Source organism: Janthinobacterium sp. 1_2014MBL_MicDiv (assembly GCF_001865675.1).
Classification (GTDB): Bacteria; Pseudomonadota; Gammaproteobacteria; order Burkholderiales; family Burkholderiaceae_D; genus Janthinobacterium.
The window spans coordinates 6242931-6258095 of sequence record NZ_CP011319.1 but is presented as its reverse complement, the minus strand read 5'-3'; the positions used below and the strand labels follow the sequence as shown (position 1 = coordinate 6258095).

5 protein-coding genes, 2 tRNA genes and 4 rRNA genes are annotated in these 15165 nt (G+C 56.8%); 2 read left to right on the top strand and 9 right to left on the bottom strand.

Annotated features, from left to right (window positions below; genetic code table 11):
- Window positions 1-36: 36 nt before the first annotated feature.
- Together YQ44_RS27190 and YQ44_RS27185 are read right to left on the bottom strand one after the other, a co-directional pair.
- Window positions 37-2790: a TonB-dependent receptor gene (locus YQ44_RS27190; RefSeq protein WP_071326028.1), complete on the bottom strand. Its 2754-nt coding sequence runs from the start codon at window positions 2788-2790 to the stop codon at window positions 37-39.
- Window positions 2791-3008: 218 nt separating this feature from the next.
- The gene (locus YQ44_RS27185; protein WP_071326783.1) at window positions 3009-4826 is read right to left on the bottom strand and encodes an ABC transporter substrate-binding protein; all 1818 of its coding nucleotides are present in this window, start codon (window positions 4824-4826) and stop codon (window positions 3009-3011) included.
- Between the two features lie 219 nt (window positions 4827-5045).
- On the opposite strand from YQ44_RS27185, the gene YQ44_RS27180 reads away from it, so the two are divergent.
- Window positions 5046-6284 carry a nucleoside recognition domain-containing protein gene (locus YQ44_RS27180; RefSeq protein ID WP_034753725.1) on the top strand — a complete coding sequence of 413 codons (1239 nt, stop codon included), beginning with the start codon at window positions 5046-5048 and terminating at the stop codon, window positions 6282-6284.
- Between the two features lie 8 nt (window positions 6285-6292).
- A complete protein-coding gene (gene dacB / locus YQ44_RS27175) occupies window positions 6293-7795 on the top strand; it encodes a D-alanyl-D-alanine carboxypeptidase/D-alanyl-D-alanine endopeptidase (RefSeq protein WP_071326027.1) in 1503 nt (500 codons plus the stop codon).
- Between the two features lie 11 nt (window positions 7796-7806).
- Here the strand turns inward: dacB and YQ44_RS27170 are convergent, their stop codons facing one another.
- The 7 genes from YQ44_RS27170 to rrf (YQ44_RS27140) form a co-directional block, all read right to left on the bottom strand.
- Window positions 7807-8679 carry a CPBP family intramembrane glutamic endopeptidase gene (locus YQ44_RS27170; RefSeq protein ID WP_071326026.1) on the bottom strand — a complete coding sequence of 291 codons (873 nt, stop codon included), beginning with the start codon at window positions 8677-8679 and terminating at the stop codon, window positions 7807-7809.
- 416 nt (window positions 8680-9095) lie between these two features.
- Window positions 9096-9208, bottom strand: a 5S ribosomal RNA gene (gene rrf, locus YQ44_RS27165).
- 149 nt (window positions 9209-9357) lie between these two features.
- Window positions 9358-12247 (bottom strand): 23S ribosomal RNA (locus tag YQ44_RS27160).
- A gap of 259 nt (window positions 12248-12506) precedes the next feature.
- Window positions 12507-12582: transfer RNA gene (locus YQ44_RS27155), tRNA-Ala, on the bottom strand.
- A 10-nt stretch (window positions 12583-12592) separates the two neighbouring features.
- Window positions 12593-12669 (bottom strand) — tRNA-Ile (locus YQ44_RS27150).
- A 98-nt stretch (window positions 12670-12767) separates the two neighbouring features.
- Window positions 12768-14298 (bottom strand): 16S ribosomal RNA (locus tag YQ44_RS27145).
- A 690-nt stretch (window positions 14299-14988) separates the two neighbouring features.
- A 5S ribosomal RNA gene (rrf, locus tag YQ44_RS27140) occupies window positions 14989-15101 on the bottom strand.
- The 16S, 23S and 5S rRNA genes sit together here with 2 tRNA genes alongside, the layout of an rRNA operon.
- Window positions 15102-15165: the final 64 nt, after the last annotated feature.

Here is a 15165-nt window from a genome sequence, read left to right as displayed (position 1 = left end):
TAGCACGCCAGCGGGGTCGCCGCCGGCATGGCCGCCTTACATGAACTTGTATTTCAACTGGAAGGTGAAGGCGCGGCCGCGCGGGTCGGCCACGCGTGGATCCCAGCCTGCGCCCACCACTTCATCCACGTTGTGCGCGGTGAACGGCGGATCGCGGTCGAACAGGTTCTGGATGCCCAGGGTCAAGGTGGTGTTCTTGAAGCCCGTGTACGTGCCCGACAGGTTATACGTGGTGTGGCTGGACACGTCGGACTTGAAGCCTGGCGGCGGCGTACCCTTGCCGCCATTCGGCAACTGGTCCTTGTAGCCGGAAGCAAAACTCTGGATCAGCAAGCCGCTCCAGTCGCCGCGCGAGACGCCAAAGCTGGCATTGTGTTTCCAGCGCAGGTACAGGTCGCGCGTGTAGAACTTGCCGACCAGCTCCTGGTATTCCTGGCCTTGATATTCCGCAAACTTGAAGCTGTCCATATACGTGCCATCCAGGGTGGCCGTCCATTTCGCATCCTTGATCTTGCCTTCGCCGCGCAAGGCCACGTCGAAACCACGCACGCGGCTGCCTGCGGCATTGATCCAGCCCGCCTGCACGTACTCGATGGTGCCGTCCGGATTGCGGATGATGTACTGGTTCAGCGCCTGGTAGTTGGCCAGCACGATTTGCGGCGTGCGGTTCAGGATGCGGTCCTTGGTATTGATGGCCCAGTAATCGACGGAGGCGGAATAGCCCTTGAACGGTTCGATGACAAAGCCGATGCTGCCCTGCTTCGACGTTTCCGGCTTCAAGTTCGTGTTGCCGCCCGTTCTGTAATCGAGGCGGTCGATGGCGCAATATTCAGGCACGCCAGGGTGCTTGGCGCAGCCTTCCTGGTCCACCACGCCATTCGGCAATTCCTGGCTCAGCGACCCCGAGTACAGCTGCTGGAAGCTTGGCGCGAGGAAACCCTTGCTGGCCGAACCGCGGAACAGCAGGAAATCGGCTGGCTGGTAGCGGAAGGCCACCTTCGGATTGGTCGTCGCGCCCACCAGGCTGTAATCGTCGCGGCGCACGGCCAGCTGCATTTCCAGATCCTTCATGATCGGCACCAGCAACTCGGCATACACGGCCTTGACGGTACGGCTGGCATCTTTCAGTGCAGCATTGCCTGGCGCCAGCAGAATCTGCGTGGCGTCGACGTCTTGCGCAAAGTTATAGCCCTCGCGGCGGAAATCAAAACCGGCCGCCATCGCCAGCGCGCCGGCCGGCAGCTGGAACAGCTCACCCGAGACGGAACCGTCGATCTGCGTCAGGGTCGTCTTGCCATGCTGGAAGGCGCCACGGAACTTGGTCGATTCGATCAATTGCTTGGCCGCCTCCGTCTGGCTCTGACCGGCACCGACCCACGGATTGATGATGCCCGTCGCCAGCGCGGCATACAGCTTGTCCGTGTAGGAATAGCCATCCGTCAGCTTGGTCTTGGTGGTGCTTTCGGCCCGCGAAATACCGGCCTTGTAATCCCACTTGCCGAAGTTGCCTTCGAAGCCCACCAGCACGCGGGCATTGTCGGTGGTGTTTTCCTGGGTGCGGTTGCCCACGTCATTCGCGCGCCATTTGTAGGAAATCGGCTTGCTCTTGTCGAACGAGGGAATGTACGCCGACAAGTCCTGGTAATACGCGCCGCCGACCGGATACACAGCCTTGTTGGCGATGGTCGCCTGCACCTGCATCGGCGTCAAAATGGCCGTGGCCTTGGTGCGCGAACCGAGCACTTCGACAAACATGCGGTGGTCGGGCGCCAGCTGGAAGGTGCCGCGCGACAGCAGATTGGCCCGCTCGACGGGGAATTGCAGCACATAGTCGGCGCCATAGTCGTACGCACACGAATACTTGGTGCGCAGCGGCGACGTCACGTCTTTCCACAGCTCCGTCTGGTATTGCGACATGCCGGCGATGCTGTCGCACTTGCCCTGGAAACTCAGCGGATTGGCTTGCAAATATTTGTTCGGATCGCCCGGCAGCTGGAACGACGTGCCCAGCGCCGTACCGGCGCCCGTCAGCTGGTTGGCAAACGGCGTGCCCGTGGTATCGGGCGACAGGCCACGGCCAGGCTGGTAGCCGTTGACGAAGGAACGGTCACGGCCATTGAGCTGCTGCGCCTTGTCGACGGTCAAACTGGCCATGATGTTGTAGCGGTCTTCTTCCAGCGAGCCCATGCCGGCCAGGAGGGAGGCGCGGCGCGTGGCGCCGCCGCCTGCCTGCGTGTCGTTGGTGGAAACGGATGCTTCCACGCCGTTGTAATTGGTTTTCAGAATGAAATTGATCACGCCGCCGATGGCGTCCGTGCCGTAAATGGCCGAGGCGCCATCCTTGAGGATTTCCACGCGTGAAATCGCGCCCAGCGGGATCGAGTTCAGGTCGACCGACTTGCCGCTGGCGCCGTGTGTGGCGATGCGGCGGCCATTCAACAGCACCAGGGTGCTCGATGGGCCCAGGCCGCGCAGCGAGGCGAACGAGGCGCCGCCACTGACCCGGTCGGCATCGGCGCCAAACACGTTATTGCCCGACGTCATGTTATCGGCGCCCGTGCCATTCGCCGACAGGGTGCGCACCAGTTGCTCGGCCGTCGTGATACCCTGCTTTTCGATCTGGTCAAACGTGATGACTTGCACCGGCAGCGCGCCTTCCTTGGCCACCCGCTTGATGCTGCTGCCCGTGACTTCGACCCGTTGCATCGCTGGCGGCGCCGCTTCCTGTGCCACTACCGGCCCCACCACCCCCATCAATGCCACCAATTGCGCTAGCTTCTTCAATTTCACGGGTCTCTCCTTTATTTGGGCAATCGAAACTTGAATTCTCAAGTCAGGCTGTTTTGTAAGGTCACGGCGTCTGTCTCGCAGTACATTTTTTTATGACGCCAGCGCATTACTTTATTTGTTTTCATTTTCAGAGTAGCGCGATGCATCCGCGGCCAGCCAATGAAAAATGCTTTCCTAACCATAACTTTTTGGAATGAATGCCCTTTTCAGCGACATGGTCACTTGCCTGCGGGGCGGCCCTTGGCTGTATCGACGTCCAGATAGCGCCAGGACGTGAATTCCACAGGGTGGCGCCTGTAGTTTTTTAGCCACGGTTGCCGCAGGTCGGCAGAGATGGGATGTGTCAGCAACACCCATGGCGTGTAGGCATGGATCAGCTGAAACAGGTCGAAGTACAGACTGCGTCGGCGCGGCGTATCGGATAGCAGGCGCGCCTCCTCATAGCGTTTATTGTAATCGGGCAAGTTGAAGCGGGCATAGTTGGCGCGACCACTGTTGGGACCGTACAACAATTGCATAAAGTTATCACCATCGGGAAAGTCGGCGATCCAGTTGGTCTCGAACATCTGCACCTTGCCCAGGCGCGATGCCTTGATGATTTCCGTCTTCTTGTCGCTTTTAAATTCCACGCGCACGCCGATGGCGTTCAGGTTGCGGCGCCACAATTCATCGCGCAAGCGCCCCACCGTGCTCGGCTCCGTGTGCATGGTCAGGATCAGGGGCGTGCCGTCCGGCTGGGTGCGGAAGCCATCGGCCCCCACCTTGTAGCCGAAGCGGTCCAGCAAGGCGCGCGCCAGCACGGGGTCGTAGCCGACGGGGCTGCGGTAGCTCTTGTCGTAACCGAGCACGTTGGGCGGCAGCGGCGATTGCGCCGGCAAGGCCAGGCCCTTTTTCAGCAAGCCAATATCTTCCCGGCCGTTGTAACTGAGGGCGATGGCGCGGCGCAGGGCCAGCTTGTCCTTGGTCGTGCCGCCCAGCACGGGGTCGTCCATATTCATCCACATGTAATACGTCTGCAGCACGGGGAAGCGCTCGAGCGCGATGCCTTTGGCGGCCAGTTCCGGCTTCAGCGCGCCATTGGCCAGCACCATGTCCGTCATCGACTCCGGTACTTGTTCCAGGTAATCGAATTCGCCTTTCAGGAAACCCAGCATGCGCGATTGATATTCCTCGACGATGCGCACCTCGATGCGCTCGACCAGCGGCAACTGCTTGCCTTCCAGCGACGTGGCGACGGCCCGTTCGGCCGCCGGCAAGGCGGCCAGCGCGGCGGCCTCCGTATGGAACACGGTAGGACGGAAAGTGGGGTTGGCCTGCAGCACGATCTTGTCGCTGCGCTTCCACTGCTTGACCAGGAACGGTCCCGTGCCCACGGGATGGTTGCCGATCTGCCCCGGCGCCGGATACGCCTCGGCCACTTCGCGCGCCACCACGCCGGTAGCCGGCATGGCCAGGTAAAACAGGAAGTTCGGGTCGACGGCGTTGAGGCGGATGCGCAAGGTGTATTTGTCGAGCGCCTGCAAGCCGGCGATCGGCGTGTCATAGCTGAACCTGGTTTTCAGGGCCGCATCGCCGACCAGCTTATCTTCCAGCAAAAACAGCCACGGCGACTTCAGGCTGGGGTCATACAGTCGCGTCAGGCTGTACACATAATCCTGCGCCGTCACCTCGCGCGGCTGGCCCTTGAAGGCGGGGTCGGGCGTGAAATACACGCCGGGCTGGATCTGGAAAATATACGTGCGGCCGCCATCCTCGACCTGCGGCAAGCCGCGCGCCGTATTGCCCTGCAGTTTCACAGGACGCGCCAGGTAGTCGTAGCGCAACAGCGGATCGAAGATGTTTTCCAGCAAATTCAGGCTGGCCAGGTCCGAGGCCACGGCCGGATCCAGGCCCGTCTCGCTGGTGCTGAGGAACAGGTGCAAGGTCTTGCCCGCGCGGGCAGCCGTGGCGCCGGCATCGGTGGCGGCATGGGCAGGCGCGGTAAATAGCGTCAACAGGGCCAGGCCGGCGGCGCAGGCGGTTTTGCATAACAACATCATCAGTGATCCAGTGCAGACAAGGGTAAAGAACAGCGACAAGCGACAGGCATCCCCCACACTACGCGGGCAAGCTACGGGGCGCCAATGAAAACAGACTGCCAGCTTATAACTTTTTGGCATGCGATTGCTGCATTCTTTCATCAACTCGTATCGGGCTACCTCTATACTTTGCTTGCAGATATTTTTCACCTCCCCGACACACAGAACTGATCGCATATGGCACTTAATTACATCTGGTCCGGCTTTTTCCTCGTTGGCTTCCTGGCCGCAGTGCTGCAGTGGCTGTTTCTCGGCGATACCGATATCTTCAAGCGCATCATCGACGGCACGTTCGAGACGGCGCGCATGGGCGTGATGGATATCGCCCTGCCGCTGGCGGGCGTGATGACCTTATGGCTGGGCATCATGAACATCGGCGAGAAGGCCGGCATCGTCGGCTGGCTGGCGAAAGTGATCGCGCCCTTCTTTTCTCGGATCTTCCCGGAAATTCCCAAGGACCATCCGGCCACGGGCCACATGGTGATGAATTTCTCGGCCAACCTGCTGGGCCTGGACAATGCGGCCACGCCATTCGGCTTGAAGGCCATGGAAAGCCTGCAAACCTTGAATCCGAACAAGGAAGAGGCGACGAATGCGCAAATCATGTTTTTGGTGCTGCACACCTCGGGCCTGACCCTGATTCCGCTGGCCATCATGGCGCAGCGCTCGATCCTCGGCGCGGCCGACCCGTCCGACATCTTTATTCCCTGCATGATCGCCACCTATGTGGCCACCATGGTCGGCATCATCACCGTCTCCATCAAGCAGCGCATCAACTTGCTCAACCGGGTCGTGCTGGGCTGGATGGGCGGCATGACGAGCGCCATCGTCGCCATGATCTGGTACTTCACCCAGTACCTGACGAAACAGGAAATCGAACTGGTCTCCAAAGTGGTCAGCAACCTGGTGTTGATCAGCGTCATCGCCATTTTCATCATCGGCGCCCTGCGCAAGAAGGTGAACGTGTATGACGCCTTCATCGAAGGGGCGAAAGGCGGCATCCAGACGTCGATCACCGTGATTCCCTACCTGGTCGGCATGCTGGTGGCCATCAGCGTGATCCGCAACGCGGGCGTATTCAATTTCCTGATGAGCGGCATGAACTGGTTCTTCGCCAACCTGGGCATCAATACGGACTTCGTGCCCGCCCTGCCCACGGCCATGATGAAGCCGCTCAGCGGCTCCGGTTCGAAAGCCATGATGATCGACGCCATGAACACTTACGGCGTCGACTCGTTCGTCGGCCGCCTGGCCTGCGTCTTCCAGGGCTCGGCCGACACCACGTTCTATATCGTGGCCCTGTACTTCGGCTCGGTGGGCATCCGCAAGACGCGCTATGCCATCACGGCCGGCCTGATCGCCGACCTGGCCGGCGTGATCACCGCCGTCTTCGTCGCCTACGTCTTTTTCCACTAAGGAGAGCCATGTTCCGTCCCGTCATCATCGCCGCCCTGCTGGCCGGCCTCGGCCTGTCGACTGCACAGGCGCAATTGCCCGAATCCGTCAGCCTGCTGCTGCGCAGCGCGAATATCCCGGAAGACGCCATGGGCGCCATCGTCTTGCGCGGCAACACCACCGTGCTGTCGCATGGGGCCGAGCGCAGCATGCAGCCGGCGTCCACCATGAAGCTGGTGACGACGGCCGTGGGCCTGGAACAGCTGGGCCCCATCTTCCGCGGCCGCACGGAGTTGCGCACCAGCGCCGACGTCATCAATGGCGTACTGAAGGGCGACCTGATCCTGCGCGGCGGCGCCGACACGGATTTCAATGCCGACGTGCTCGCGCACATGCTGCAAACCCTGCGCAACCAGGGCATCGTGAAAATCAAGGGCGATCTGATCCTCGACCGCCAGCTGTTCCAGCCGGCCCGGCCCGACATCGGCGCCGCGCCCTTCGACGAGTCGGCCGAGTTCCGCTACAACGTCATTCCCGATGCCTTATTGCTGAACACCAATCTGCTCGATATCGACATGAGTTCGACGGAGCGGCAATTGACCATCCTGATGCAGCCGCCCTTGGAAAACGTCAGCATCACGAGCGACATGAAACTGGTCAAGGGCAGTTGCGCCAGATGGGAAGACGGCTGGCGCCCGCCCGAATACCGGCGCGATGCCGGCGGCAAGCTGCAGGTGATACTGCACGGCACGTTCCCGCAGAATTGCAGCAAGGGCACCAGCATCAATGTGCTCGACCGCAACGATTACGCGGACCGCTTGTTCCGTGCCACCTGGAAACGCCTGGGCGGCACCATCACGGGCGTTGTGCGCGAAGCGCCGTTTACGGGGTTGCCGCCGACGGCCGAACCGGTCGGCACGCGCATGCTGGCCGACCATGTGGCACGCGCCTTGCCGGAAGTACTGCGCGATATCAACAAAACCTCCGATAACACCCTGGCCCGCACCTTGTTCCTGAGCCTGGGCAGTCTGCAAAGCGATGGCTGGCTGGGCAGCCGCCCCGTCGCCATGACGGCGCCGGAAGACACGGCTGCCCGCGCGCGGCTAGTGATCCAGGAATGGTTCCAGCGGCACAATATCGAGACGCAAGGCATGCTGGTCGATAACGGTTCAGGCTTGTCGCGCACGGGCCGCATTGCGCCAGCGCAAATGGCCGGCGTGCTGCAAGCGATGCTGCAAAGCCCGTGGGCGCCCGAGTTCCAGTCCAGCCTGCCTATCGTCGCGCTCGATGGCACCATGCGCAAGCGCCTGCTGGGCAGTCCGGCCGCCGCGCGGGCCCGCATCAAGACGGGAACGTTGAAGAATGTAGTGGCCGTCGCCGGCTATGTGCCCGACGCCAACAACCAGCAGTGCGTGGTGGTCGCCATGATCAATAGCGACCTGGTGGGTAACGGCAACGGCCGCGCCGCTGTCGATGCCTTGATCGAGTGGGTGGCCAGGAGTGGCGCGACGCCGGTGGTTGCCGGCCAATAAGATCCGCGCACTTATTCCGGTGCCGCCGCCGGCCGTACCGCCTGCCCGCCGGTAAAGACCTGGCGCAGGCAGTACGCGGCGGCGACGCTGATCAGCAAGACGGTCACCAGCGAACCTTCCACGCCGAAGGCGCCGCCAGTCAGCATGGCATTGCCTGCCAATTCGCCGCGCAGCAGGCCGCCGGTCTCCGCATGGCCGGACACGGTCGATGAAAACACCTGGCCAACGCAGTAATTCCAGCCGATATGCGTGCCGATGCAGATCCACAAGCGGCGCGTCCGCATATACAGCGCCGCCTGCAGCACCCCGTACGCGACCAGCCCGGCGATCGCCAGCACCGAAAAACCGTCATTGGGCAAATGGGCCAGGCTGAACACCAGGGATGAAATCGCGATGGCAAGCTTGCTGCCCAGCGCACGTTCCGTCACGCCAAAGAGTACGCCGCGAAACATCATCTCCTCAGCCATCCCCACCAGCAGCAGTTCGGCCAGCGGGAACAACAGCAGCATATTCAGGGCGTTGACGCCGCTGAAGCGATACACACCCAGCAGGGCCAGCACGGCAAAGGTCAGGGTGACCAATGTGGCGCCCAGCAACAGACCGCGCCCCAGCTCACGCGCCATGCCAGGCAGCGCCAGTTCAATGGGCTGGCGTTTCTCGATGCGGCGGACATGGAAACGGTAGCCGCACCATACCAGTACCGCCGCCAGCAGTTGCGGCCATACGATGCGATAGGACTTGTCCACCAGCTTGGAGGCCATGATCATGGTCAGCGGCACGGCGGCAAAAGTGAGCACCATGCCCAGCACGATCTGCACCAGGGGATAGGCCGTCAGGCGGGCCAGCGGGGATTTCTTGGTTGCCATGTTCAGTGTCGTTTCCATTGTCACTTTCCTCAGAGAGTATTCAGGGAATTACTTTTACCTGCTTGCTTGTGTTGCGCATGCACTCGCCAAAGGAGCGTTGTTCAAACACCGTGCTGAACGGCGGCATCGAGCAATTCGGTCAGCTGCCGTCGTTGGGTGCCGCATGCTTGTTTCATGTAGCGATAGTAGCAGCATTTATATAAGCGCTTATGTAAATAATGGAAGCTGTTGCATTTCATGCACAACGTGCCAGGCAAGTGTCTGGATACGGCAGGGAAAGCGCTGGAGAAAAGGATGGCCAATCACGACAACATCAGTGAATTGCAGCGCGCGCAGCGGTGCCTTTGACGTTTGTGGTTGTACGATATGAAATCAGCAGACGAAAAAAAACCCCACCGGAGTCCGGTGGGGTTTTTCTCTACTGCGTATAACAAGCCTGACGATAACCTACTTTCACACTGGTTGCAGCACTATCATCGGCGCAAAGTTGTTTCACGGTCCTGTTCGGGATGGGAAGGGGTGGGACCAACTTGCTATGGTCATCAGGCATAACTTGTACTGACGGTTGCTCCCGATTGGGCAGCAGCGTCATGAATCTGGAAGAAGCGGATTATGTATTGAGGTATTACTTGGGTAATGAGTGGTATCAACAACTCACAACGTTACTTTCTTATCCTCTGTACCTGCTAAGGTTATAGGGACAAGCCGTACGGGCAATTAGTACTGGTTAGCTTAATGCATTACTGCACTTCCACACCCAGCCTATCAACGTCCTGGTCTCGAACGACCCTTCAAAGAGCTCAAGGCTCTGGGAAATCTCATCTCAAGGCAAGTTTCCCGCTTAGATGCTTTCAGCGGTTATCTCTTCCGAACTTAGCTACCCGGCAATGCCACTGGCGTGACAACCGGTACACCAGAGGTTCGTCCACTCCGGTCCTCTCGTACTAGGAGCAGCCCCCTTCAAATTTCCAACGCCCACGGCAGATAGGGACCAAACTGTCTCACGACGTTTTAAACCCAGCTCACGTACCACTTTAAATGGCGAACAGCCATACCCTTGGGACCGGCTACAGCCCCAGGATGTGATGAGCCGACATCGAGGTGCCAAACTCCCCCGTCGATATGAACTCTTGGGAGGAATCAGCCTGTTATCCCCAGAGTACCTTTTATCCGTTGAGCGATGGCCCTTCCATACAGAACCACCGGATCACTATGTCCTACTTTCGTACCTGCTCGACTTGTCAGTCTCGCAGTTAAGCACGCTTATGCCATTGCACTATCAACACGATGTCCGACCGTATCTAGCGTACCTTCGAACTCCTCCGTTACACTTTAGGAGGAGACCGCCCCAGTCAAACTGCCTACCATGCACTGTCCCCGATCCGGATAACGGACCAAGGTTAGAACCTCAAACAAACCAGGGTGGTATTTCAAGGTTGGCTCCACGAGAACTAGCGTCCCCGCTTCAAAGCCTCCCACCTATCCTACACAGATTGGTTCAAAGTCCAATGCAAAGCTACAGTAAAGGTTCATGGGGTCTTTCCGTCTAGCCGCGGGTAGATTGCATCATCACAAACATTTCAACTTCGCTGAGTCTCGGGAGGAGACAGTGTGGCCATCGTTACGCCATTCGTGCAGGTCGGAACTTACCCGACAAGGAATTTCGCTACCTTAGGACCGTTATAGTTACGGCCGCCGTTTACTGGGACTTCAATCAAGAGCTTGCACCCCATCATTTAATCTTCCAGCACCGGGCAGGCGTCACACCCTATACGTCCACTTTCGTGTTTGCAGAGTGCTGTGTTTTTATTAAACAGTCGCAGCCACCAGTTTATTGCAACCCTTTCACCCTCATGGAGTAAACCAATCAAGCTACCGGGGCGTACCTTTTCCCGAAGTTACGGTACCAATTTGCCGAGTTCCTTCTCCCGAGTTCTCTCAAGCGCCTTAGAATACTCATCTCGCCCACCTGTGTCGGTTTGCGGTACGGTCTCGTATGACTGAAGCTTAGAGGCTTTTCTTGGAACCACTTCCGATTGCTTCGTGAGCAAGCTCACTCGTCCCATCCCCTTGAATTCCGCGCCCGGATTTGCCTAAGCGCCTTCTATGAGACAGAAACTGACTATTCCAACAGTCAGACAACCTTCCGCGATCCGTCCCCCCATCGCATCATACGACGGTGCAGGAATATTAACCTGCTTCCCATCAGCTACGCATCTCTGCCTCGCCTTAGGGGCCGACTCACCCTGCTCCGATGAACGTTGAACAGGAAACCTTGGGCTTACGGCGTGGAGGCTTTTCACCCCCATTATCGCTACTCATGTCAGCATTCGCACTTCTGATACCTCCAGCATCCTTTACAAGACACCTTCGCAGGCTTACAGAACGCTCTCCTACCATATATATCTGTGATAAATCACAGAACAATATCCGCAGCTTCGGTGACTGGCTTAGCCCCGTTACATCTTCCGCGCAGGACGACTCGATCAGTGAGCTATTACGCTTTCTTTAAATGATGGCTGCTTCTAAGCCAACATCCTGACTGTTTTAGCCTTCCCACTTCGTTTTCCACTTAGCCAATCTTTGGGACCTTAGCTGGCGGTCTGGGTTGTTTCCCTCTTGACGCCGGACGTTAGCACCCGACGTCTGTCTCCCAAGCTCGCACTCATCGGTATTCGGAGTTTGCAATGGTTTGGTAAGTCGCAATGACCCCCTAGCCATAACAGTGCTCTACCCCCGATGGTGATACTTGAGGCACTACCTAAATAGTTTTCGGAGAGAACCAGCTATTTCCAAGTTTGTTTAGCCTTTCACCCCTACCCACAGCTCATCCCCTAATTTTTCAACATTAGTGGGTTCGGACCTCCAGGGCGTGTTACCGCACCTTCATCCTGGCCATGAGTAGATCACTTGGTTTCGGGTCTACACCCAGCGACTGATCGCCCTATTCGGACTCGATTTCTCTACGGCTTCCCTATCTGGTTAACCTTGCCACTGAATGTAAGTCGCTGACCCATTATACAAAAGGTACGCAGTCACGGAACAAGTCCGCTCCTACTGTTTGTATGCACACGGTTTCAGGATCTATTTCACTCCCCTTCCGGGGTTCTTTTCGCCTTTCCCTCACGGTACTGGTTCACTATCGGTCGATTACGAGTATTTAGCCTTGGAGGATGGTCCCCCCATATTCAGACAGGATGTCACGTGTCCCGCCCTACTTGTCGTACGCTTAGTACCACCGGTCCGATTTCACATACGGGGCTATCACCCGCTATGGCTCCTATTTCCAGAGGATTCTGTTATCGGTCCGACTATCACGTACAGGCTCTTCCCATTTCGCTCGCCGCTACTTTGGGAATCTCGGTTGATTTCTTTTCCTGCAGCTACTTAGATGTTTCAGTTCGCCGCGTTCGCCTTGCATACCTATGTATTCAGTATGCAATACCCTAAAAGGGTGGGTTGCCCCATTCGGAAATCTGCGGATCAAAGTGTGTTTGCTCACTCCCCGCAGCTTATCGCAAGCTACTACGTCCTTCATCGCCTGTAATCGCCAAGGCATCCACCATGTGCACTTATTCGCTTGTCCCTATAACGTTAGCCTCTGATAATCGAAATCATCAAAGAGCGTTACAGGGATAAGAAAGTACAACGTTGTTGCTTGTTTGTTGATACATACAATCATTACCCATTGAGCCGCCTCATGTATTGCTACATGTATAGACTCAATCAATAAATAATCTTTACTTCTTCCAGATTGTTAAAGAACGAAACAGCTTTGATCGCTAAAAGATCAAACCTAAACCCAAGTCTTGTTGACCGGCTTACGTTTGCACTTTCAAAATACTTGGTGGAGGATGACGGGATCGAACCGACGACCCCCTGCTTGCAAAGCAGGTGCTCTCCCAGCTGAGCTAATCCCCCTGGGTATGACTGGTAGGGCTGGTTGGACTCGAACCAACGACCCCCGCGTTATCAACACGGTGCTCTAACCAGCTGAGCTACAGCCCCAACGCGGTGCTACTACGACTACTGTTTCTTCTCTTACTAACAGCCGATAAGTGTGAACATTTGATGCGTGAATCATTACTGATTCGTGCAAACTCTAGAAAGGAGGTGATCCAGCCGCACCTTCCGATACGGCTACCTTGTTACGACTTCACCCCAGTCACGAATCCTACCGTGGTAAGCGCCCTCCTTACGGTTAAGCTACCTACTTCTGGTAAAACCCGCTCCCATGGTGTGACGGGCGGTGTGTACAAGACCCGGGAACGTATTCACCGCGACATGCTGATCCGCGATTACTAGCGATTCCAACTTCATGCAGTCGAGTTGCAGACTACAATCCGGACTACGATACACTTTCTGCGATTAGCTCCCCCTCGCGGGTTGGCGGCGCTCTGTATGTACCATTGTATGACGTGTGAAGCCCTACCCATAAGGGCCATGAGGACTTGACGTCATCCCCACCTTCCTCCGGTTTGTCACCGGCAGTCTCATTAGAGTGCCCTTTCGTAGCAACTAATGACAAGGGTTGCGCTCGTTGCGGGACTTAACCCAACATCTCACGACACGAGCTGACGACAGCCATGCAGCACCTGTGTACTGGTTCTCTTTCGAGCACTCCCCAATCTCTCGGGGATTCCAGCCATGTCAAGGGTAGGTAAGGTTTTTCGCGTTGCATCGAATTAATCCACATCATCCACCGCTTGTGCGGGTCCCCGTCAATTCCTTTGAGTTTTAATCTTGCGACCGTACTCCCCAGGCGGTCTACTTCACGCGTTAGCTGCGTTACCAAGTCAATTAAGACCCGACAACTAGTAGACATCGTTTAGGGCGTGGACTACCAGGGTATCTAATCCTGTTTGCTCCCCACGCTTTCGTGCATGAGCGTCAATCTTGACCCAGGGGGCTGCCTTCGCCATCGGTGTTCCTCCACATATCTACGCATTTCACTGCTACACGTGGAATTCTACCCCCCTCTGCCAGATTCTAGCCTTGCAGTCTCCAATGCAATTCCCAGGTTGAGCCCGGGGATTTCACATCAGACTTACAAAACCGCCTGCGCACGCTTTACGCCCAGTAATTCCGATTAACGCTTGCACCCTACGTATTACCGCGGCTGCTGGCACGTAGTTAGCCGGTGCTTATTCTTCAGGTACCGTCATTAGCAAAGGATATTAGCCTTCACCGTTTCTTCCCTGACAAAAGAGCTTTACAACCCGAAGGCCTTCTTCACTCACGCGGCATTGCTGGATCAGGCTTTCGCCCATTGTCCAAAATTCCCCACTGCTGCCTCCCGTAGGAGTCTGGACCGTGTCTCAGTTCCAGTGTGGCTGGTCGTCCTCTCAGACCAGCTACTGATCGATGCCTTGGTAGGCTTTTACCCTACCAACTAGCTAATCAGATATCGGCCGCTCCACGAGCATGAGGTCTTGCGATCCCCCACTTTCATCCTTAGATCGTATGCGGTATTAGCGTAACTTTCGCTACGTTATCCCCCACTCTAGGGTACGTTCCGATATATTACTCACCCGTTCGCCACTCGCCACCAGAGCAAGCTCCGTGCTGCCGTTCGACTTGCATGTGTAAGGCATGCCGCCAGCGTTCAATCTGAGCCAGGATCAAACTCTTCAGTTTAATCTCTGTTACTTTGCCATTTTATTGGCACCGTCTTGCGACGGGTCGCTCACTCAAAAAACTGACAGGCTACTTCCGAAGAAGTATCCTATTTCATTATTTCTTGTGAACATTTGATATTTTAAGTATTACAGCAATCCGAAGATCGCTGCTGCACTACATCAAATGCCCACACTTATCGACTGTTAATTGTTAAAGAACTGTATTCGGTTACTGCTTTCGCGCTATCGACAAAGCGTTGTGTTTGTCAGCTGCGAAGAAGAAAGAGTATGAAGCATTTCGCCAAATCCGTCAACCTTCTTTTTACTACCTTCACCGTTTCCAGTGATCCCTTTGTTTCGCAAACCGCAGCGTCTCATTGGGGAGGCGAACTATAGCAAAGCTCCACGCAGGCAGCAAGGTTTATTCTAAGAAAGTGTGAAATTTAATTACTCGATGCCATATCACCATCAAATTGACCTGGTAATACCATCCGGAACACCCTTGTACCCGTTGACGCTTGCGCATTAACGGACAGACCCACATGCTGTTGCACCAGCTCGTACCTGGCCAGGCAACTGCAGGAGCATCGACAAGGGAAAGTTGATACCGATCGACGGCTGGATTGCCAGTAATGCCTGGTGAATAAACCGTCAGACGAAAAAAAACCCCACCATCACTGGCGGGGTTTTCTTCTACTGCGTATAACAAGCCTGACGATAACCTACTTTCACACTGGTTGCAGCACTATCATCGGCGCAAAGTTGTTTCACGGTCCTGTTCGGGATGGGAAGGGGTGGGACCAACTTGCTATGGTCATCAGGCATAACTTGTATGACAGCCTGTCCCCAATGGGGCGACAGGTGTCGAAATCTGGAAGAAGCGGAT